The following is a 20609-nucleotide window of genomic DNA, read 5'->3' on the forward strand; positions in this document are numbered from 1 at the left end:
CCTCACCCAAACAGGGTTTTTGCTATTCTAGAGCGGAGATCACTTTGGAATCTCTCCATCCTTGCTTCAAACGTGTTATCTATTCTTATGCTTCCGTCGGAGTTGTATATTACTACTCCCCCTATGGTCTCTATCGGTGTTCCTATGCCTATTTCAATGTCCTTTCCGAGCCTCTCTTTTGCCTCCTTCTTAATGTCGTCCAAGTGTTTTTCCAATAGAGCGAGGGTCTCTTTATTTGAAGCTACTATCACCTTCTCTTCTCCCAGTTCTTCGATTCCCTGAATAATTAACTCTTTGAGGACTTCAAGGTATTCTTCTTCGGATATTGAGGTTAGCCTCTCCTTTAATGCCTCCAAAACCTCATTAATCAACTCCTCTTGAAGTGCAAGCTTCTTCCTTCTAACTTCAAGCTTGGCACTGGCGATTATTCTCTGCTTTTCAAGCTCTGCCTGTGTTTGAGCTTTTCTAATTATCCACTCAGCTTTTGCTTTTGCTCTTTTTTCAGCCTCCTTTCTAAGTTCTTCTGCTTTTTTTTTTGCCTCTTCTAGAATGTACTTTATTTTCAACTCTGCCTCCCTGTTGATCTCTTCGATAATTAGCTTTGCTCCTTCCATTGAGGATTCCTCCTGGTAATAATAGGGAGAAGGCTCAGAAGCCAACTCCCGTAATTATGAGGATCAAAGCCCCAACGAGACCAAAGATTGCCATTGTCTCGGCCATAGCGGCAAATATAATCGCTTGGGTAAATGTCTTGGGGTTCTTTGAAACTGCTCCAATTCCAGCTGAAGCTATTATACCCTGGGGAATTGCTGAGAGACCGGTTAGTCCAACGGTTAAACCTGCTCCCAAAAGAATGGCTGCTTTAATGAGGTTTTCTGTGGTAGTTTCGGCGAACTTAAATCCTCCTCCAAGTATACCTGACACGAGAGCAATTAGGAACAGGGTTATCAACCCATAAATACTCTGAGTCATTGGGAGACCTTGTAATAACAGTGCATTTCTAAAGTTCTTTTCATCCTCTGCAACTGCTCCTGCTGCCGCAGCTCCAGCAATTCCAACACCAAATGAAGAGGCTGCTCCAGCTATACCTGCCGCAAGTGCGGCACCCAATGCAACGTAAACTATTGGCTCCATTTTCCTTACACCTCCTAAATCTCTAATTCAAGCTCGGATACTTCTCTTTTAGCTTTAAAGGGCTCAAACCTCTTACCTTCACCTGAGTAAAACGTTCCAAAAAATTCAACATAATGCAAACGTAAAGCGTGAACAAATGCTCCGAGAGCGTTTATTGCCGTTGAAAAGATATGTCCTCCGATAAATACTACCAAACCAACTGCTATGCCCAGAGGCACTGGGCCTATTTTAATACCCCAGATCATTGCCACGATTATGTTTACTACCATCGCTATTCCTGCCGTTGCCAATGCTAATGCCATTAACCTAGCGTAGCTAAGCCAGTTGCCGATGAAGCCGAAGAAGTCTGAGATTGTCATCAATAGCCTCATTAGTACCGGCAAGTCACTTCTGATCTCAGCGATTACAAAGAGGACAATGCCTGGCAGTAAAAAGGCCTCTCCCAGTACAATACTCGTGAATCCTGCAATTGAAAGTGCAAGAAAGATTACTCCCAAAATTATGAGCATCCATGGAAGTTGTTCTAATACTGCATTGGCCGTTTCTTTGTTCTTTATCTTAACTATGAACCCCAGTGTATAGCCAATAAAGAGATGAAGCAGTCCAATTGCCAATGCTAGTCCCAAGACAACTAAAGCTCCTCTCATTGGGTCTAAAAGTGCCGGCACATTGATCCCTGCCCTCTGAAAAGCATCTCCAAAGTAGCTGCCAAAGAGGATTCCCATTACAATTGTGAAAAATGAACTCCACAAGAGAATGTTTGAGAACTTATAAACACCGTCGTTGAGCTTTTTGTGTCCCATTGTAAGCAATGCAGCAACTACTGCTATTATCAGCCCATACATAAAGTCCGTCAACATGAAACCAAAGAAAAACGAATACGTGAACGCCAATATGGGAGTGGGATCCAGTTCGTTGTATTTTGGAACACCAAACATTTCAGTCAGCATTTCAAAAGGTTCAATGAATTTGGGATTCTTTAGCTTTACAGGTATTTCATCGAGTTCCTCCGGTGTTGGTGATCTTACATTTACATAGATTTTGCCGCGGGATATCTTGTTAAGCCCCTCTAGGATTTTGGGAACCTCTTTTCTCGGTAACCACCCAGTAAGGGCAAAAGTCATGTTCGTTCTCACCAAATTGCTCAGCATGTTCGCTTTTTCCCTTTCATTCTCCATGAGTTCTTGATAGAAGACCAGCTCATCATGATATTTTTCGGCGAGAACTCTTGCCTCTTTTTCTGCTACTTCTAGTTCCTTGTTGAGCCTTGCTATTTCTTTTTGAAGAGTTTTTATAGCATCTCTTGGCTTTCCTTTCACGTCAGGGACTTCAATTCTTTCAAAGGAATATTTCGCAAGAATGGGATTAGCCTTGTCGTAGTCCTTTTTCAACAGGGCAATGGCAACAAGAACCTTTCCCTTCAAATCCCTCGAAACGTATGCTAATCTATCGTTGAGGGCTTTTTTTAGTTCTTCAATCAGGGGCAAAAACTTGTCTTTTTCAACAAAACCCACAACTATTTCCACACTTTTTGTAGGTTTGAGGTATTCCACTTCAATGTCCAATGCTGAAAGTAGCTCCAAGATTTCTATTTCAGTTTTTAATCTTTCTATTTCAGTATTCAAAGAAGTTATCTTGCCCTCAACGCTTTTTATTTCTGGCTCAGCATTTTCAAGAAAGCTTTCGATTTCTTTTATTAACGCCTCAATTCCCCTGTACTTGTATTTTTTCTTTGGTTTTAATTCCGGAAAAATGAATCCCTTAACCCCACCTGTTTCCTGTTCTTTGTAGGATTTCAAGAAATCTATAAGACGAGAAAGGCTAATGCTGTAAGATGCAGCCTTTCTATAGAACTCATTCGGGGCGTCTTTCTGGGCAAGATCAACATCAATTTCTCGAATCTCTAGAACTCCCTGCTCGTGGAGATAAGTCAAGATAGAATCCTTATATCTGTTTAGGCTCAACACCTCTATTTTGGCCATCTCTTCCGGTTTGAACATCTCTCATCTACCTCTAATGAGCTTTATTGCCTCTTCAATCGCTTGTTCAAAGTTTTGTGTGGCCTTAATCCTTATATCCTCAAGTTCTTTTTCACCCTCTTCAGAAATCTTTTTTGCTTCCTGCTCTCCTTCTGATCTTTTTGCTTCTATAAGGGAGTTCGCCTTTTCTTGGGCTTCTTTTAGAATTTCCTCTTCAATTTTTTTAGCATCTTCTTTTGCACGGTTTATTATTACCTTTGCCTCTTCTTTTGCCTTTTCAATTCTTTCTTCGGCTTTTTTCTCGGCATCCACAATTTCTTTAATGATTGTCTCCATGAGAAGCCCTCCGATGAATTTAATGAAAGTAACCAGTACAAAGGAGTGTTAAGTAAACGCTTTAAATAATTTATGCTCAAAAGTGCACAAAGGAGGACAGAAAAGATGAAAATTTTTGCATAAATGATAAAACAATAAAAGAGATTCAAGGATTAATTTGGATATAATTCAAGTCTGTTCTCCACTGCTTTTCTTCTGTTCAAAGATTTTTTTGATTTCGTTTAGAACTGAATTTTTGGCAAAAACAACCACTTCGCCCTTTTTGGGAAGTTTCGTATCCCCTGAGGGGATTGTTAAGTTCCCCTTTTCATCATATATTGCCACTATAAGGGAGTCCCTTGGCAAGTTGAGGTCTTTTACTGATTTTTCTGAAATTTCACTCTCATCATCCAAACGGAACTTAACGATTTCTGCTCCTTCTCTAGGGAACAAAACCCTATCAAACCCTGGAGTTGTCAAACTCCTGAAGATGTAGTTAGCTGCTATTTCTTCCGGGCTTATAACCACATCAAAGTATTTTTTTAGGTCTTCAACTCTTTCAAAGACTTCCTTATTTTTCGGTTTACTTATCCTGAGAACTGTCTTTACCTCAGGATTTAGGTGCTTTGCGAGAATGCACGCTAATATGTTTGCGTCATCTCTCCCAGTTAATGCTGCAAAAGCATCTGCCTGCTTCACATTAGCCTCTTCTAAGGTCTTATGGTCCGTAGCATCTCCCTCAATCACAAGACCATTAATAAGGAAGGAGAGCTCTTTGGCTCTCTCCTTGTCTATGTCAATTATTGTAACATCATGCCCCTCATTTTCCAGCATTTTAGCTACAAGGTATCCAACCCTTCCGGCCCCCATTATCACAATAAACATCTACTCTCACCTCTCTTCACTGAGGAGCACTTTTGCTATTTCAGCATATGCTGGCCTTGTTATCAATATTCCAATGAGCACTCCAAGTATTGTGGTGAAGGCAAAGCCCCTTAAACCTCCCACGAAGAACTTGAAGAGAAAGCTCATTGCAACTATTGTGGTGGTTGCTGATGCCCAGATAACGAAGAACGCCCTTCCCATTCTCTTAAGTATTCCACTTCTCTTTGTGATTTTTTCTTTCTTTCTTCCGCCCAAAAGCTCGTCTGTTATGACTATTTGCTGATCAACTCCAGTACCTATAGCCGCTATTATACCAGCTATACTTGGCAAATCGAGATTCCATCTTATCAGTGCAGCAACTCCCAAAATTGCAATAACTTCACTTAAACTTGTAAGTACTACTGGAATAGCTATTCTTGCTTTTCTGTAGTGGAGATAGACTATTAATCCAACTACCAGCAAAGCCACTATTCCAGCTTGTACTACTTGTTTTCTAAACTGCTCTCCCAAGGTGGGAGGGATGTAGTTAACTCCTTCTACAAAAACTTTTACTGGAAGTGATCCACTCCTTAACACCACTGAAACGACCTGAGCCTGTCCCATTGCTGCAATGTCCTCTTTGGATCCTCCAATTGAAATTGCCAATTCGGTGTGGGGTTCTCCAGTGGTGAGTCCTTCTTGAAGTCTATATGGCCCATAAAGACCTAATATTCTCCTAATAAATTCATCTGCAGCCTCTCCAGCCCTTGGTTCTCTCTTTTCAACTTTTATTCCCAAGTTCTTCAAGGTCGATTCTAGCTCTCCATTAACGCCCACGAGGATAACCTTTTCTTTCCCTTGGGCAAGCTTGGCTATTTCCTCAACGCTTTGATTTGTGTAAGGGACTACATCAATGTTGAATGCCTCTTTAAGCCTTTGTGGTAAAGGTTTGGCATCAGGCACAAACTGAAATTCATTTGAGTTCATTAGTGTGTATATCTCTTGTGAAACTATCAAAGTTGAATTTACCGGCGGGTCGAGAAAGATGTCTACGGGATAGCTCACTTTTCCCAGTGCTAACTGTGCAAACTTTTCCGCGGCTTCTTTAGATATTGAAAACGGAACAATCCAAGCTCCCTCTCTAGGCTCGTAGCTTACCTGATCAACCCTCTTTATGTCAGCGCCAGTTGCAAATATGACACCATTGAATTCAGCGTAGAAAACACCCTGACGGTTTATGGTGTCTATAATGCTGTTTGCCTCCTCTTCCGTGACATTAGCAACTCTTATTTTTATTATTTGATCTCCCCATGGCTCTAACGTGATATCTTTAACTCCAAGAGTGTTCAATCTATTCTCAAGGGAAATCCTGACCTCTTCCATAGTTGACTGGTCAACAGGTTTTTCAAGCTGTACAGTTATTTCAACACCTCCACTTATGTCCAAACCATAGGTAATCCCCTGAGCAATTATTGTTAAGATCGAGCCCACAATAACGAGGATGAGTAAGAGAACCCTACCGTTCAAGAGGAGCTTCTTTAGATTCATTTTTTCTCACCCCTTTGTATGTACCATCTTAGCACTCCAGCATTGAGTATCCATGTGTTCATGAAATCAGCCAGCAATCCAAAAATCAGTACAGCGGCTATCATATCTATGACTTCTGCTTGGGAAATTGCCCATAATGAAGCTAAAGCTCCCAAGGTGGTCGTGCTCATAGTAAAGCCCGTAGAGACAGCTGAAAAATAAGCCTCCTCAACTGTATCTTCCTTTCTTCTCAAAAGCTTGGTGGTGAGGAGTATGTTGCTGTCAACGGAATAACCTATAAGCATTAATAGAGCAGCGATTGTGGCTTGAGTTAGCTCCAAACCAAAGATGCTCATCAAGGCGAGTGCTATTACCATGTCTGAAAGGGCCGAGAATATCACAGTCAACGAGGGGACTGGAACCCTAAAGAACAAAAACACAACAACAGCCATCCCTAGAAATGCTAGAGAAATTGCTTTCAAACTTTGTTCTTGAGCCGTTCTTGATAAGCTGGGCCCAAATTGGGTTTGTGAAATTGTTGCATCGGGATATTTTGACTTTATGAGTTCGATTATTCTTTGTACGTTAACATCGGTGGATGCCCTTACTTCCACTCTTGTGTCCCCAGTAATGCTCTTAATTTCTCTAACTGTTACTTCAAAATTTTCCGCTTTTAATAGGCTTTCAACATCTTTTGCGTCTGCATTTCCTCCATGAATAGTTATAACCACTCCTCCCTTAAGATCTGTTCCAAGGGTTGGAAAATGTATCACCAATATTAAAAGTGCTACGAGAAAAACGATTAATGGGTAAGTTATCATTTTTTTAGGATCTGCAGTTGCGAGTTTTTTGAGGGTATTTTCGAGCATTGTGTTCACCTCTATGGATTTTTAATGTACTGTATTGTCTTTTTAGATACTCCACCGTAGCATTTAAAAATCTATTCAATAGCCACCTATAAAGAACAAGTTTTAAAACCTAAGGTGAATAACTGAAGTAGGTGATGCTCATGGACACCATTGGATATCACTACGTGGTTGAAGCCTCAGGATGCGATCCAGAGGTTCTAAAAGATCCAAACAAGATAAGAGAGATTTTCTTAGAGGCAGCAAAAGTAGGAAACATGGAAGTTAAGGCGAGCTACTTTTTTAGGTTCTCACCGACTGGAGTTAGTGGAGTTGTTATTGTTGCCGAGAGCCATATTTCCGTTCATACATGGCCAGAGGAAGGATATGCGGCATTAGATGTTTACACATGTGGCGAGAAGGCAGACCCAGAGAAGGCCGTTGATTACATCCTTGAGAAATTCAAAGCTCAGTACGCTCACGTCTCAGAAGTCAAAAGAGGTATCAAAGAGGAAGAGGGCACATTCACCCACATGGTCCTAACATGGGAAGAAAAATTAGACAGAAGAAACGAAAAATAATCACTCCAGGAGTTTTTCGAGCTCTATCTTTATTTTCTCTATCTTATCTCTGAGGCTCTCAAACCTGATCTTGTACGTCTCGAGCTCCTCAATTCTCTGTTTGAGCTCATTGTTCTCTTTTAAAAGCTCATTGACTTTTCTCTCAAGCTCTTCTTTTTCTTTTCTCCACTCATCGGCAAGCCCCTCAAACTCCTCAACTTTCTTTTCAAGCTCCATCTTTTCACGTGTTATCTCATCGACCAATCCTTCCAGCCTTTTGATTTCCTCTTCTTTTGCCTTGAGCTTTTCTTCAAGCTCTTTAATTTTTGCCTCCTCACTCTTCTTGCTTTGTAGCTCCATAATTTTTACTTTAGCCTCTGCGAGCTCTTTTTCAAGCTCTTTCTTTTCCTTCCTGACTTTTTCGAGTTCCGCTTTCGTTGTTTCGAGTTCTTTCTTGAGTCTCTCTATCTCCTCTCTTGCCTTTTCCAAGCTTTCAAGGTCTACAGTTTGCTTCATCTTTTCAAGTTCTTCTCTGACCTTTTCGTATTCAATCTTGAGCTTTTCATACTCCTGCATAAGCTTTTCATATTCTTCCTTAGCAATAACTTCCTTTAAGCCACCCTTTTCAATCATTTCAATAGTTTTGATTAGCTCATCGAGCTTTCCTTGCTTTATCAGCTCGTAGGTTTCTCTAACAAGTTGCCCCGCTTTGCTTTCTCCCTTGAGGTGTTTTCTTATTGTCTGCTCAGTTCTACCAAGTTCCCTCGCAATCTCGCTTGTTGTCATTCCTGCTTTTTCTCTCGCAATTGCTCCCGCTGCAACCGCTAAACTGTCAACCCATGTTAACCTTTCTGCCGGGTCCTTGATTAGCTCAATAACCTCCGGCCTAAAGAGAGTCGCAAAGAGGAGAATGCTTTCTAATTGGTGAATCTCCTGCCTCCCAACAGGGTTCAGTGGAATCTCAACTGTCATTCCCCTCACCTCCTCAAATTTCTACAATTCCGCCTCTCTTCAGAACTTTGTTCGCATAGACTGTTATTCCCTTGTCGGTTATCTCAAATGGATGCCTTCTCATTGAATGACTTGTACCACGCATCTTCCACACTATGAGGGAGCGTTTAAGCTCGCCATCGATCTCGTCAAGATCAAGTCTTATGATACCGTCAACACCGTGCTCTACTCCAGGCCCTCCAAATCCCCTTTCTCCAACGCTGATCTGGCTCACAAATATACTTGTACATCCAGTACCAGCTAAGACCCTCTTGAGCTGAAGGATTATGCTTCTAGCCATAGCGGGCTTGTTTATATAGAGCGTCGTAACAGAATCGACAACAACCCTTTTGGCATTGATGTCTTTTATAGCTTGCCTCAATACATCTATGAACTCCCTAATATCGGTTAAATCATGGACTATATACTTCTCATACTCTTTAGACTTCCCGATTCCGGCTGTGAAGGCATCCACCATGGCAAACATTCCTTGCTCTTCATATGGCTTGACATCCCATCCAAACTGAGCCATATTTTGCCTAACTTGAACTGGATGCTCTTCAAGAGCTACATAGATTCCGGGTTCACCCATTTGTAGACCATTCCATAAGAACTGCTGACTGAATATTGTCTTTCCTGTTCCCGGGCCTCCGCTGAGCAAAACTACGTTTCTCTCTGGAATTCCCCCATGAAGTATCTCATCCATCCCCGGAATACCAGTTTTTACCCTCTTGATCACTCTCTCACCCCCATAACTGATCTTTATCTGATTTAAGCGAGTTAGAGAGAATAGTGATTTTAGTTACCAATTGGTATTATATATCAAGGATATTTAAAGTTTACGGTTAAAAACTACAAAAACGCTACTTGTGCCGCCTTATGAATTCCCCAATGTCCGTAATGTTTTTAATGAACTTCTTTTCGCTCTTTGGGTTTATAATGCCGAGTCCGAGGATTAAACCCTCTTCATTTAGGATAACAAGCTTTTTGCTCCCCTGCCAGTTATACTCTTTGACCCCTTTTTTCGGCACGTCTTTGCCGGTTGTAAAAAGAAATGCAGTTTTTGGCTTTAGAACCGCATAGTTCTTCTTAATATCCACAAAATAAAAGAACTCAATGTTTGGATAGAATTTCTCAACAAGGTTTTTGTCAACTTTTATTGTACCTACAAAGGTCCCAAATGCGTAGGGCTTTACCTTTAGGTTTTCTATTTCTCTCCAAACTTCCTCGTTTACCGCATACACATCCCTAAACTTTCCCTCAACTATTCCAAAGAACTCGTGCTTTAACTCCCCAAACTTTTCAGCTTCCTTCATTATTAAATCAAACTCCCAAGAGGAAGCCCTTCTGTATCTAAGTTCCATTGTTTTCACCATTCAAAAGACTGTTTAAGCCCTCCAGATCAGTTTTTTCAAATTCTTTATGAAACCTCACACCGAGTTCTGCTACTTCCTCCCTTGTTATAACCTCTTTCCCTTCGCCAATCCCTGGACAGCTCTCATCATAGTAGAGCCACAGCTTTTCTCCATTATATTCAAAGGGCTCCTCACCTTCAATGCCAAGCGGCTTGTAGGACACCATAAACGGATAGATCTGACAAATTAAGGGGTTGTAGTCGTGGATTTTACATTTCCCAGTCTCTGGATCGTGGAAAACACACCCAAGATCCCATTCCCTATAGGCCAAAACAAAGCGTATTTTCCCTTCTTCTGCAGTTAAAAGGATAAAATCCTGTGGATCATGCCCCCTTCTCATTATGTTCTTTATGTCATGCAAAGTTAGGTAAATGAACCTCCCCCTACAACAGTCTAAGCAGAATTTGCACTCAAACTTCACATCGCTTTTCAATGGTTTTGGCTTGAATCTCACTTTTTAATCCCTCATAAAAAGCTCTTCCCGAAACTTTTAAATCTCTCGGAATAGAAAACAAATGTATGAAAGCGCATTCTATCATAGTGATAATCTTGGCAGTTCTCATGGTCATGTGTATAAGCCCTTCTCAGGTAAAACTCAAGGGATTCCAGTTCTCAGAAGTCCCGAATGTTAAACGTCTTTTTGAGGAGTATGAAAATACCATCGGGAATGAAACCATAACCCTTGAGATAGCTTTTGACGGCTGGAATGCTACAATTGAAGGAGTCCAAGAGATCGAGCTTTCCCTAAGCTCTCCGACTACAATACCCCTTCTCTTTGAGAACTCATCTATCTTAAAATTCGAGGTCGAGGAAATTGAAATTCGCGGCGCAAAGGCTAATATAACAGCCCTTTATGACGGCAGATACGGTCTTTTGCTACTGGATATAGAGCCTATTGAAAATACCCAGCGGATTAAAATTTCCTATACCTCAAAATATCAGCCTCTTTTTGACGTTAACATGAGGGATATAATAGATTGGCACATTAAATCAACCAAGAACTCTTTCTATCTCCCACCCGAGGCTTATATGGTGCTTTCGAAGGTGAAGGGAAATTTAGCGATTAAAGTTTCTTCCCATCCCTCTAACTACACCATCGCAGGTCTTTTAAAGCTTCCAAGTGATAAATACAAGCCGCTTCTTCCGGAGGGAGATACTTTCCACACAGATGGCGGGAGATTTTACATTCTTTTGGGAAAGTGGAACACCCATGAGAGATCAATTAAAATAGATGGCAGAAGTGTAAGGGTCATAGCACTAACAGATGAGGGAGAGTGGGTTGTTGACGAGCTTGCAAAAATTCTGAAAGTGTATTCCTCCTATCTGATCCCATATCCGTACGATGAGTTCGTTTACATCAGAATCAAAGGACATAGAAATGAAATTGAAGGATTCGGGCTCTATGGAGGGGCAGCAGGGACTCAATTTGAAAACCTTATTCCCCATGAAGTTGCCCACAACTGGTTTGGAATATATGCGGAGCTTGGACTTTTGGATGAGTCCCTCGCAACATACACGTCATCTCTCTACAAACCGACGCTTGAAAAAGCAGACTACTGGGAAGGAATATGCCTCAGCTCGAGGGATAGAACACCGATAGTTGATATTAACGCTGTCACAAGAAAGCACCAAACCAACCTATATCAAAGGGGTGGCTTTATTTTCCGCTCTCTACAGTTTGTTGTTGGAAACGAAACCTTTTTCCAAGGGCTTAGAGAGCTCCTTGAGATTTGCCACGTTAAAGACTGCAGGGAAACTGAGAAAACGTTAAATCTGATTAAGGAAATCTATGAAAACCTAACCGAGCAAGATTTAGACTGGTTCTTTAGGGAGTGGTTTTATAGGGCGGACTACCCGAACTTCACGGTTTCAAGCTTAAAACTCCTTCAAAAGGATTCAAACTACATTTTAAAGCTCAACATAAGCGAAGAGAACGGCTTTGTAATGCCCCTTGAAGTGAGGATTGTTACGTCAGTGGAGAACATAACGAAGAGAATCTTCGTGAATGGGTCATCTGTTTTAGAGATCGAGACCAAGGGAAGACCTACAATGGTGATTCTCGATCCAGATGACTGGGTACCCAATGTTAACGGCTCCTCCTATAGGATTAACTGGGAAAAGCTCACATTTGAGAGAATCGAGAGAGAAGAAAGGGAAATAGATGGAGTTAAAATAGTTGTGAACTGAAAGCTTTTTCTGCCAAAATTAATGGAAGAGCACAAACAAAATTTTGCTATCCGGGCTTCTCAAATGCATGGGATTCCCAAGTAGTATGCATTTATCTTCTCCAGATTATTTCAATGTACATACCAATTAGACCAAGTTCAAATGCCACTAGAAGTAACGTCGATGCGCTGAGGCCTTTGATGCTTTCAACTGCAAAATATACCAAGAGAATGCTCAAAAGAATTCCAGCCGTGCTTATAGGCAGGTTTTTCTTTAAAATCGCAGGCAATAACACCAAAACGAGCATAAAGTATAATATTACGAGGGGATACTTAGCATATCCACTTAATAATGCCACTCCCCCCAAAAGAACTCCAAAAATGGAAACAAGGAATAAGGAGTTGTCTGTTTTCATTTTGCCCACCTCATGGCCCGATTATTGTACACGTTTCCTCACTAATTTTTCAAAAGTTATAAATGCCAATACCCCGACAATAGCGTTCGACATCTTTAGGATGACAGTTCTAACAACTTGCTCGGATAACGAGCCTGCAAGGAAGTTCGCCAACAGCATCATAATACCCCATACTACACTCGCTAGAATAATGCCAGGAAATTCCCTCCAGGTTATAAGGAAATATCCTATCACCATAGGGGACGCTATTGTCCCAAAGGCTACAAGAGGCGGTGTATTGTCCAATACCGCCAACCACGTAAAAATTAAAGATAATGCAAGAATCAAATAAAACCTCTTGTTACTCAACTCTCTCATTTTGCACACCTCATGGTCCCGGTGCTAAGTAGTCACAGTAAGTCCCCTCTTCGTCACAGCATCCAGTAGCACACAAAGGACATGAAACTATAACACAATAAAGACATTCTCCACATGCCCATACATTTCTTCTAGCACATGCTCCGCATGGAAATGTACAGTCGCCACAACAACCTACCATACATCCCCAGTTATAGTCACAACAGTACGAGACACAGTCTGCGAAGTAGCCACAGTCTGCGTCACTTGTGCATTCGTGCTTGCAACTGCTTAGTGGTGTCACTTCGCCGTTCGTGGTTATTGCTTTTGTTGTTAAGCGTTTTTCAGTATTTGAAACAGAGAACTCCAACAGATACGCCCTCGTTTTAACTCCTTGTACTGGTTTTGAGAATTCATAGTAAAATACTATGTGCTTCTTGTCTTTCAATGGAATTCCCATGGCAAGCATTTCAATCCTCTCGCCGTTATAGTCTACAACGTGCTTTACTATCTTGACATTCTTATAGTCAACTTCCCAAGGCTTTGCCAAACTCCTAAGGTCCTTGCTAACGAGGATTTTGGTAAAAACACGCACTGAAGACCAGTTCTCCGGAGCTTTTTCCACAGGCTTGACTTCTCTAAATGGATTCACGCAACCTTTAACTTCTGGGAGCTTGGGTTGGCTTACTGCGTAAGCTGCGTACGCTCCAACCAGCAACAAACCCACAAGCAAGCTTAACTTCTTCCTCATTCGCCCCCCCAAGCATGAGGAAATTTTCACAAATAGTAAGCACTCAAACTATATAAAATTTACCATTAGAAAAAACGAAAAGACAAAAGAAAAAACAACAAACAACAAAACAAAGTAAAAATACGCAACGTTTAGTTCAGGTGTTCAAATGCGCATCAAACTCTTTGCTTTTCACAAAGTTTGCATAGCCCTTGTCAAGCCTCTTGCTCACATATGGGCCATCCTTTCTATAGCCAAACTTTCTGTAGTATTCCCTAACGCCAACGCCACTTATGATGAGCATCTTCTTTGCATCGAATTCTTCCCTCGCTATTCTCTCCGCCTCAGCTAAAAGCTCCCTTCCGTAACCCCTATGCTGCCACTCGTACTTCGGCTTTCCACCTATTGGAACCAAAGGTCCATAAACGTGGAGCTCCCTGACTATAGCAGATGGACAGCAGTTTATTTCCTTCCTGTGGGCTTTTTCACTTGGGATTCTAAGCCTGATGAAGCCGATTAGAATGTCGTTCTTCACATCTTCAAAGCTCAGGAATACCTCATGTCCCTCGCTTGCTTTATAATCCTCCCTTAGCAATTTGATGTGCTCAACTTCAGGCTGAACCCCAAACTTCTGCATCTGATGCCCAACTTCCCTAAAACGAATCTCTCTCGGCCTTATACCTCTCTTTATAAGCTCATTGAACACCAGCTGTCCCAAATTGGAGTGCTTTACTCCAGCTTCAACAAGCTGAACCGGGATGTCTCTCTGAATCCTCATAACTCTAACCCATTTTGGAAGGAGTTTGTACACCTCAACAAGCAGCTCAACGGCTTCTTCAGTCGTGTAGGGCCTGTATTTCCCTTCCTTATACCATCTGTAGAGGAGCGTGTCCTTTGTGACCAGAGTGGGGTAAATTTTGAGCATATCAGGCCTGAAGCGCTCATCTTCAAAGATTATTTGGAAGGCCTTTAAGTCCCTCTCAAAGTTGCTCCCCGGCAAGCCCGGCATCATGTGGTAGTTTATCTTAAGACCGGCATCTTTGAGGAGCTGTGTGGCCCTTACCGTATCCTCAACGGTGTGCCCCCTCTTTACCCTCTCATAGATGAAGTTGAAGACCGTCTGAACTCCAAGCTCTACTCTCGTTGTGCCGAGCTTAAGCATTCTATCGATTTGTCTTTCCATAGCCCAATCTGGCCTTGTTTCAATAGTTAATCCCACCATTCTGACCTTCGCCTTCTCGTTCTTTCTCTGCTCTTCCTCGAGATAATAGTACGGTTTTCTGTGAGTTTTCTCCCAGGCCTTTTTGAAGAGTGGGTCTTCGTCAATCTCTCCAAAAAGAACTGCCTTTCTAATTTTCTCTTCAAGGTTCTCAATGTCCTTGAAATAAGGGAAATCGTTCATAGCTTTGAATGCCTCTTTTATGAACCACTCTTGGTAATCTAAATCAACAGCAGGGAAAGTTCCACCCTGTATAATGACCTCGACTTTATCTATATCGTGGCCGATATCATAGAGCTGCTTCAAGCGGTTCATCATTATGAGATAGGGATGATAAGCATTCTGAAGAGCCCTTAAAGCTGATGGCTCCTTTCCAGTGTAGCTTTGAGGAGAGCCCTCACTTGGGCCTCCGGGACAGTAGATACACCTGCCGTGCGGGCACGGAAATGGCTTCGTCATCATTGCAACAACGGCAACCCCGCTGATTGTCCTGGTAGGCTTCTTCTTGAGGAAGTCCTTGAACCTCTCCCTATCTTCCCTGCTCATTACCCTAAGCACGTCTGAATTAGTGGGAATCTTTGAGAGATGATATTTAGCAGCGATTTTAACCTTAAACCTATTGAGCTCTCTCCTATCCTTAATCTCGCCCGAAATTACGGCCTTTGCAATTTCCTCGCAGGCTTTTCTATATTTTTCCTCCATTCTCATCACGTTCATAGAAGTGAGCTGACATTTAAAAGTGTTAACATTGCACATTAAAAAAGAAAAAGTAAACCAAAAATCAAAACAGCAAACCTACAAGATAAGGAGCCGCAACAAGCACCATGAATAGTATACCAATTGAAACTCCGTTCCTAACGAATGTTGCAGAAATAAGGCCTACCAATATTGAGCCAAAGATTCCTGCGATTCCAGCATCATTGTATGCCAATACAAGGACTATTGCTAAGAATGTAGCATACAATGCTTCTGCAGGTACTTTTTTAAAGACAAATCTGGTTAATTGCTTTGAATACTTTATGAGTATCAAATACGCAAGTACTGCAGCAAATAAAGTTGCATAAACAGTAACGAGGATTATTGTTGATGTTGAATATCTTTGAAGAAGGACGTCTCTTGGAGTCAATCCACCAAAAGCTGCAAGTTCAGCAAAGAATGGATGTGCTGGTCCTGCTGACATTGGTCCCGTAGGAACTCCCAATGCAATGAGGGGTATAAGAGTTCCCCCAATATAAGTAGCATTCTTTATGGCATCTCTGACTGCATAAGCCATAAGAGAGCCCTTAAGTTCATCTTTTTGGCTTTCCTTTACAAGATCCCCAAAGAGAACTGTTAATCCTACAGGGCTCATGAAGGTCGCTAAAATTCCACTTAACCCTGCCAAGACGGAGGAAAGCATAACTTCTACCTTGGTAAGATGATGCAAGGGGTTTAATGATATTTTTCCAGTTTTTACTAGCTTAATCCGGGCATAGTCTTGTCGCTTTAAATGATGGTTATTCGGTGAAATTAATGTTAAGAGCTCGTAGAGTATTGGGCCAATTGTAATTGCTAGAAAGATGCTTATAAAGGCTGACTGCCCATATAGCCCCCTAAGGCCCTGAACAAGCATTGCAAATGGGAATATAGCCAACAATGCAAGTACCTTTGCCTTTGACATCACTGCTAGTAAAAGTATCCCTGCAACAATCAAATAAACCCAACCGGGCCAGCCTAAGGGCCCAGCAGGGTTTTTAAGTAATTCTCCAAGAGGCGTCAAGTAGAAAGACAAAGGCAACGTTATTGCTATGGCAACTACCGTACCAATGACACTAGCAGTTATCCCCTTTCTTAAGATAATCTCCGAATAACCATATTTCCTGGCCACTAATGCATCTGGAACCTGAGGTACAGCCATAACGCCACCGGGAATTGCAGCAAGTGCCGTAGGAACTGCATCTGCAGCTTTAAATGCGACTATTGTACCCATGAACCAAGCAAGAACAAGCAGAGGATCAAATCCAGCCGCTAGGAAAGCTAAAGTTATTGGAGCAATTGTGGCAGTTTCGTCAGTTCCGGGTATCATTCCAATTATTATATACAACAAAACCGAAAAAGCCGTTAGGAAGGTAACTTGGATTAAAAGGCTGGCGATATCCATTTTACTCCCCCTCCACGATTCTTTTTGGCTCAATTATTGAGGTAGACACTATAAATCCAAAAAATGCTCCAAGAGCACTTAGAGTCACTCTCAATGCATTTAGCAAGTCCTCTCTTCCTAGCATGCTGACTATCTTGGGGGCACTGAAATACATCAAAAAAGCCAATCCGCTCGTGATTAAAAATGCCTTCAGGAAGTCATGTTCTGCTATCACTTCTCCAAAAATTTCATATAAATTTTGACTTGTTTTACCCATAGTTGTTTCACCCGATTGCAGGTTTTGTATTTTTTGTGTATTTAAGGATTTCGGCTATAGTTGATAATCTTTTATGTAATTGTCGAGTATTATAGGAAAGGTTTAAACATACTTAAAGGTAATTATTAGGTGGTGAAGAAAATGGCGAGTAGGGATAAAATTGTCGCGTTCCTTGATGAGTATTTAAGCATAAACTCTTTTCCCGATAAATCCCGAAACGGACTACAAGTTGAGGGAAAAGAAGAGGTAGAAAAGATTGCCTTTGCAGTTGATGCCTGTATGGACACCTTTGTTAAAGCCAGAGCTCTAGGAGCGGATATGCTAATAGTACATCATGGCTTAATATGGGGGGGAATAGAGTACGTCAGAGGGCTTGTACAAAAAAGGCTTAAGTATCTTCTCGAAAATGAGATGAACCTCTACGCCGCTCATTTACCCCTCGACGTTCATCCCGAGGTAGGAAACAATGCACAGCTTTTGAAGCTCTTAGATTTGGAGCCAAAGGAGCCCTTCGGAGAGTACAACGGAATAAGCATTGGATACATTTCGGAATTTGAGGAACCAAAACCTTTACCCCTGGTGGCTCAAATACTTGTAGAGAAGCTGAAGACTGAGTATGTAAAAGCCTATGAATTTGGAGTAGAGGAAATAAAAAGCGTTGCAGTAGTCAGCGGCAGGGGAGGATTTGCAATCCCAGAGGCAATAGAAAAAGGTGTTGATCTCTTCATAACGGGAGAGTTTTTACACGACGACTACCACACAGCTAAGGAAGGACGGTTAACCGTTATAGCGGCAGGACATTATGCCACAGAAACCCTCGGCGTTAAAGCATTAATGCTAGTATTGAGGGAAAAATTTGGAGTTAAGACTGCCTTCATTGACAATCCTACTGGACTGTGAGAAGTGATATATACTCTTTTCTCCTTATAAAAAACCAATATAAAAGCCAGCAAAATCCTTTGGAGAACTAACTAGATGATAACAGCTAGTTACAGAGAGCACAAAAACGGAATGATAATTTTCGATTACTCCCCTTTCACAGGATTCTTCTACAGGGCTCTATTGTGACTTTCTGGGACTTTTTAAAAGAAGAAAGAACAGAAAGGACTTACCCTCCCTCGAGGAGCTTATCCGTTCTAGCGTCCCTTATGCTGTAGTGCAGGTTATTGTAGGCGTGAATGCCTCTTAGAGCACTGTCTTCAGTGCCGACTATAACGAGCATCAATTTGCTCTCATCCCAGGGGTTTTTGATAACTTCAAATGCTCTGATACTCCCTGTGTATGTTTTTCCTGTCACATTGCTGTAAACGGAAGTTCCATTTACCCTTATCACCATGTGGTTCTCAAGCCTCTTTAGGAGCTCGCTGTCCGGGAGAAGAACGAGAATAATGTTATTTTTGAGGTCGTTATCGTTAATATCAGCTTCTTCCTCCATTCTCAACCTAAACCTCTCGCCAATCCTTTCCGCCAAGTGACGCGTAGTGTTACCCCCATGGTAAACCACAAGGCAGCCTTTTTCGGAGAGCCTCTCTGCAAAATCATTTACGGTCGGCCATTCAGGCAGTTCAACGTTTTTCCCACCGTTGGTCCTTTTGTATACCTCACCTATGATCTCGGCGAGCCTCGGCATGAAGTCGTCGAAGGTTCTATACCTGTCTCTGTTGGGGACGTACTCGTTCACGTACGCGTTGTAGACATCTTCAATGAAATAGAAGCCCCTAACTTTATCGGCGAGGAGACTCTCCCTCGCGGCCACTTCCCCTATGGTCTCCCTTAGGTAGTAAGCCTCGAACGCCCTGACGAGTGTCTCGTATAGCATTGTCTTGAAGTTCCCATATGCCATTTTCGACATCTTCTCTTTGACCGGGGCGTATAGGGACTCGTAGGGCTCAAAGAGCTCGTAGTTTCTATCAACCGCAGGATTCACGAAGCTGTGGGCGAACTCGTGAACGGACGCACCACAAAACTCCGGGAGGTTTTCCTCAAAGCGGCATATCCCGAGAAAGCTGTAGATCTCCTTTTCTTCTTTCCCCTCAAGCCAGCCCCCAAAGCTGTGATGCGCAAGCCCCATCTGAAGGATTATATTCCAGGATGTCGCCTTCTCGCCAAAGAACTCCTCCTCGAACTTGGGGATTTTGGCGAGGTCAAGGTTTTCCCTTACGAACTCGTTGATTGTGGCGTTGTAAAACTCAACGTTTTCATTGTAGAACTTCCAGAAGTCGGTCTCCTCGGCAAACTCTCTCACAGCCTCCGCGAATTCGTTCAGCTCTTCTTCATCCAGCCACGGTCGATCCTTAAGCATGTCACTCCAGTTCCCCTCGAGCTCAAAGGTGTCTGGATTGAGATGAACGGCGAACTTTGGGAGTGCATCGTAGGTCAAGCCTCTTTCGGAAAGTTTCCCTGCCATTTCAACCGCTCTCAACCCCTTGTACTTTCCAAAGTACTCGTCTATATCCTTTAGATACTCATAGTTTTCGGGCGATACACCCGCCTTCTCCGGTGCCACTCTCTCTTTATACCACTCCGAGCCGGAGATGCGGTATATTATCTCCACAAGCTCCACCCTCGGGTCCACTGAAACGTAGACGTTGTCGGAGAGCTGTCTTTTGACGAGATTCAGACTCTCATTGGTGGCATTGGAGGGTTGAGATGCAGGTAATATGCAACCACTCCCAATGACTATTAGAATTAGAAGTAATAAAACTATGGAACGTTTCTTCATAGATACCACCGATTATACTAAGCTAATTTTACTAGTTTTTAAACCTTAAAAAGTTTATGATAAACTCACCCGACTCTTAAACGCTGAGCTGCGCCAGCTCGCCCCATCAACCAGAGAGACAGTTGTCCCAACAATACTTTAAAACAACCAAATAAAATCTCTAGTAGTCCACCAGTTTCTAACAGTCGTAATCCACACTGCCAAATCGTCTCGTCAACTGCGATGAAGTTTCGGGTTTTTGGTTGGTAGCTTTTAAAACCTTGCAGATATAGGTTTATTGGTCTGGTTTTCTTTTCTGGTGGGATTTTGTTTCGCCGAGAAGGTTTTAAGGCTGAAATTAACCAATAAATAATGGTTTCAGCCCTTCATGTTCCCCCTTCTTTTTCTAAAGCAGTGTCAGAGAAACCTGACACCCCACAACTTATCCTAATTGTAAATCAGAAAAGCTAAAATAACCGATATGAAAAACTTAGAGGAGGAATTGATATGAGATGGAAGTTGTTAAGCCTTTTGTTGCTTGGTTTGTTAGTTTTGGGTTCTTTTGGAAATGCAAATATTGTCAAGGGTAGCAATGATAAGGTTTGCCAGCTTGTGAGTTAATTGGATTTTTAAGAATGGGCAGAGGATTGAGAAAGCGAACCTAGGTCTGGTGGTACTGCCAAGAGCCTAAAAAAGTTAGCAGGTTGCAAGGATTTAACGAATTTGGTGGGAGTTGGTGAGCTTCCCGGAAAATTCTCCAAGAATTTGCCTTCTTGCGGAGGAATGTTCATCGACGAGGAAAAAGGATTAATCTTTGTCTAGAGAGATGAAAAATACAAAGGAAAAAAATAAACATAGCATTCCTAGAAGGAGAATACAGCTCTGAACAGTTAGCAAAATGAGAAAAAGAGGCAAGAAAACTTTTCAGAATTAAAGAGCTTGAAGTTGCCTGAGTGAGTTATCAAAATTCTAAAAATCGGCTGATTATAGGACTAGAGAGTGTTTCTTTGGATAAAT

General features: G+C 42.0%; 21 protein-coding genes and 1 pseudogene. 3 read left to right on the top strand and 19 right to left on the bottom strand.

From position 1 onward, the window contains the following. Positions 1–2: 2 nt before the first annotated feature. The 7 genes from OCC_RS06355 to OCC_RS06385 all read right to left on the bottom strand — a co-directional run bounded on the left by OCC_RS06355 (position 3) and on the right by OCC_RS06385 (position 6688). Positions 3–614 carry a V-type ATP synthase subunit E gene (locus OCC_RS06355; protein WP_004066672.1) on the bottom strand — a complete coding sequence of 204 codons (612 nt, stop codon included), beginning with the start codon at positions 612–614 and terminating at the stop codon, positions 3–5. A 34-nt stretch (positions 615–648) separates the two neighbouring features. Further along, positions 649–1134: a V-type ATP synthase subunit K gene (locus OCC_RS06360; RefSeq protein WP_004066669.1), complete on the bottom strand. Its 486-nt coding sequence runs from the start codon at positions 1132–1134 to the stop codon at positions 649–651. A gap of 14 nt (positions 1135–1148) precedes the next feature. Next, positions 1149–3134, bottom strand: a complete 1986-nt coding sequence (locus OCC_RS06365; protein ID WP_004066666.1) for a V-type ATP synthase subunit I — start codon at positions 3132–3134, stop codon at positions 1149–1151. 3 nt (positions 3135–3137) lie between these two features. Next, the gene (locus tag OCC_RS06370) at positions 3138–3449 is read right to left on the bottom strand and encodes a V-type ATP synthase subunit H (RefSeq protein WP_004066664.1); all 312 of its coding nucleotides are present in this window, start codon (positions 3447–3449) and stop codon (positions 3138–3140) included. 168 nt (positions 3450–3617) lie between these two features. Beyond that, positions 3618–4313: a potassium channel family protein gene (locus OCC_RS06375; protein ID WP_004066662.1), complete on the bottom strand. Its 696-nt coding sequence runs from the start codon at positions 4311–4313 to the stop codon at positions 3618–3620. A 6-nt stretch (positions 4314–4319) separates the two neighbouring features. Then, positions 4320–5840, bottom strand: a complete 1521-nt coding sequence (locus OCC_RS06380; RefSeq protein WP_004066661.1) for a preprotein translocase subunit SecD — start codon at positions 5838–5840, stop codon at positions 4320–4322. Continuing rightward, positions 5837–6688, bottom strand: a complete 852-nt coding sequence (locus tag OCC_RS06385; RefSeq protein WP_004066659.1) for a protein translocase subunit SecF — start codon at positions 6686–6688, stop codon at positions 5837–5839. Before OCC_RS06385 ends, OCC_RS06380 begins: the two co-directional genes overlap by 4 nt. A gap of 140 nt (positions 6689–6828) precedes the next feature. Between OCC_RS06385 and speD the strand changes: the two genes are divergently transcribed. Next, positions 6829–7245: an adenosylmethionine decarboxylase gene (gene speD, locus OCC_RS06390; protein ID WP_004066656.1), complete on the top strand. Its 417-nt coding sequence runs from the start codon at positions 6829–6831 to the stop codon at positions 7243–7245. Here speD and OCC_RS06395 read toward each other — a convergent pair whose 3' ends face one another. The 4 genes from OCC_RS06395 to OCC_RS06410 all read right to left on the bottom strand — a co-directional run bounded on the left by OCC_RS06395 (position 7246) and on the right by OCC_RS06410 (position 10083). Continuing rightward, positions 7246–8196 carry a transcriptional regulator gene (locus OCC_RS06395; RefSeq protein WP_004066654.1) on the bottom strand — a complete coding sequence of 317 codons (951 nt, stop codon included), beginning with the start codon at positions 8194–8196 and terminating at the stop codon, positions 7246–7248. A 13-nt stretch (positions 8197–8209) separates the two neighbouring features. Next, on the bottom strand, positions 8210–8953 hold the full coding sequence (locus tag OCC_RS06400) for a KaiC domain-containing protein (protein ID WP_004066651.1): 744 nt from the start codon (positions 8951–8953) through the stop codon (positions 8210–8212). A gap of 124 nt (positions 8954–9077) precedes the next feature. Beyond that, positions 9078–9578 carry a PUA domain-containing protein gene (locus OCC_RS06405; RefSeq protein WP_004066650.1) on the bottom strand — a complete coding sequence of 167 codons (501 nt, stop codon included), beginning with the start codon at positions 9576–9578 and terminating at the stop codon, positions 9078–9080. Next, positions 9568–10083, bottom strand: coding sequence for a YkgJ family cysteine cluster protein (locus tag OCC_RS06410; RefSeq protein ID WP_004066648.1), 516 nt, complete (start codon positions 10081–10083; stop codon positions 9568–9570). The genes OCC_RS06405 and OCC_RS06410 overlap by 11 nt, the downstream gene beginning before the upstream one ends. Before the next feature lie 65 nt (positions 10084–10148). Here OCC_RS06410 and OCC_RS06415 point away from each other — a divergent pair, with 65 nt between their 5' ends. After that, positions 10149–11816, top strand: coding sequence for a M1 family aminopeptidase (locus tag OCC_RS06415; RefSeq protein WP_048874626.1), 1668 nt, complete (start codon positions 10149–10151; stop codon positions 11814–11816). 91 nt (positions 11817–11907) lie between these two features. Here OCC_RS06415 and OCC_RS06420 read toward each other — a convergent pair whose 3' ends face one another. The 6 genes from OCC_RS06420 to OCC_RS06445 all read right to left on the bottom strand — a co-directional run bounded on the left by OCC_RS06420 (position 11908) and on the right by OCC_RS06445 (position 16891). Beyond that, positions 11908–12210 carry a hypothetical protein gene (locus OCC_RS06420; RefSeq protein ID WP_004066645.1) on the bottom strand — a complete coding sequence of 101 codons (303 nt, stop codon included), beginning with the start codon at positions 12208–12210 and terminating at the stop codon, positions 11908–11910. Positions 12211–12231: 21 nt separating this feature from the next. Then, positions 12232–12567, bottom strand: coding sequence for a hypothetical protein (locus tag OCC_RS06425; protein ID WP_004066643.1), 336 nt, complete (start codon positions 12565–12567; stop codon positions 12232–12234). 10 nt (positions 12568–12577) lie between these two features. Continuing rightward, a complete protein-coding gene (locus OCC_RS06430) occupies positions 12578–13297 on the bottom strand; it encodes a hypothetical protein (RefSeq protein WP_004066641.1) in 720 nt (239 codons plus the stop codon). A gap of 136 nt (positions 13298–13433) precedes the next feature. Then, complete coding sequence (locus OCC_RS06435; RefSeq protein ID WP_004066639.1) at positions 13434–15197, bottom strand: tRNA uridine(34) 5-carboxymethylaminomethyl modification radical SAM/GNAT enzyme Elp3; 1764 nt, start codon at positions 15195–15197, stop codon at positions 13434–13436. Between the two features lie 79 nt (positions 15198–15276). Next, positions 15277–16635, bottom strand: coding sequence for a tripartite tricarboxylate transporter permease (locus OCC_RS06440; protein ID WP_004066637.1), 1359 nt, complete (start codon positions 16633–16635; stop codon positions 15277–15279). Between the two features lies 1 nt (position 16636). Then, on the bottom strand, positions 16637–16891 hold the full coding sequence (locus tag OCC_RS06445; protein ID WP_004066634.1) for a hypothetical protein: 255 nt from the start codon (positions 16889–16891) through the stop codon (positions 16637–16639). Between the two features lie 141 nt (positions 16892–17032). Between OCC_RS06445 and OCC_RS06450 the strand changes: the two genes are divergently transcribed. Continuing rightward, entirely contained in the window at positions 17033–17791 is a 759-nt protein-coding gene (locus OCC_RS06450) for a Nif3-like dinuclear metal center hexameric protein (RefSeq protein ID WP_004066632.1), read from the top strand. A 208-nt stretch (positions 17792–17999) separates the two neighbouring features. Here the strand turns inward: OCC_RS06450 and OCC_RS06455 are convergent, their stop codons facing one another. Continuing rightward, complete coding sequence (locus OCC_RS06455) at positions 18000–19613, bottom strand: DUF4932 domain-containing protein (protein WP_004066630.1); 1614 nt, start codon at positions 19611–19613, stop codon at positions 18000–18002. A 72-nt stretch (positions 19614–19685) separates the two neighbouring features. After that, positions 19686–19966 (bottom strand): annotated as a pseudogene (locus tag OCC_RS12430) (IS6 family transposase); the annotation flags it as partial. Positions 19967–20609 lie beyond the last annotated feature (643 nt).

The sequence above is a fragment of the Thermococcus litoralis DSM 5473 genome (genome assembly GCF_000246985.2).
Lineage (GTDB): Archaea > Methanobacteriota_B > Thermococci > Thermococcales > Thermococcaceae > Thermococcus_A > Thermococcus_A litoralis.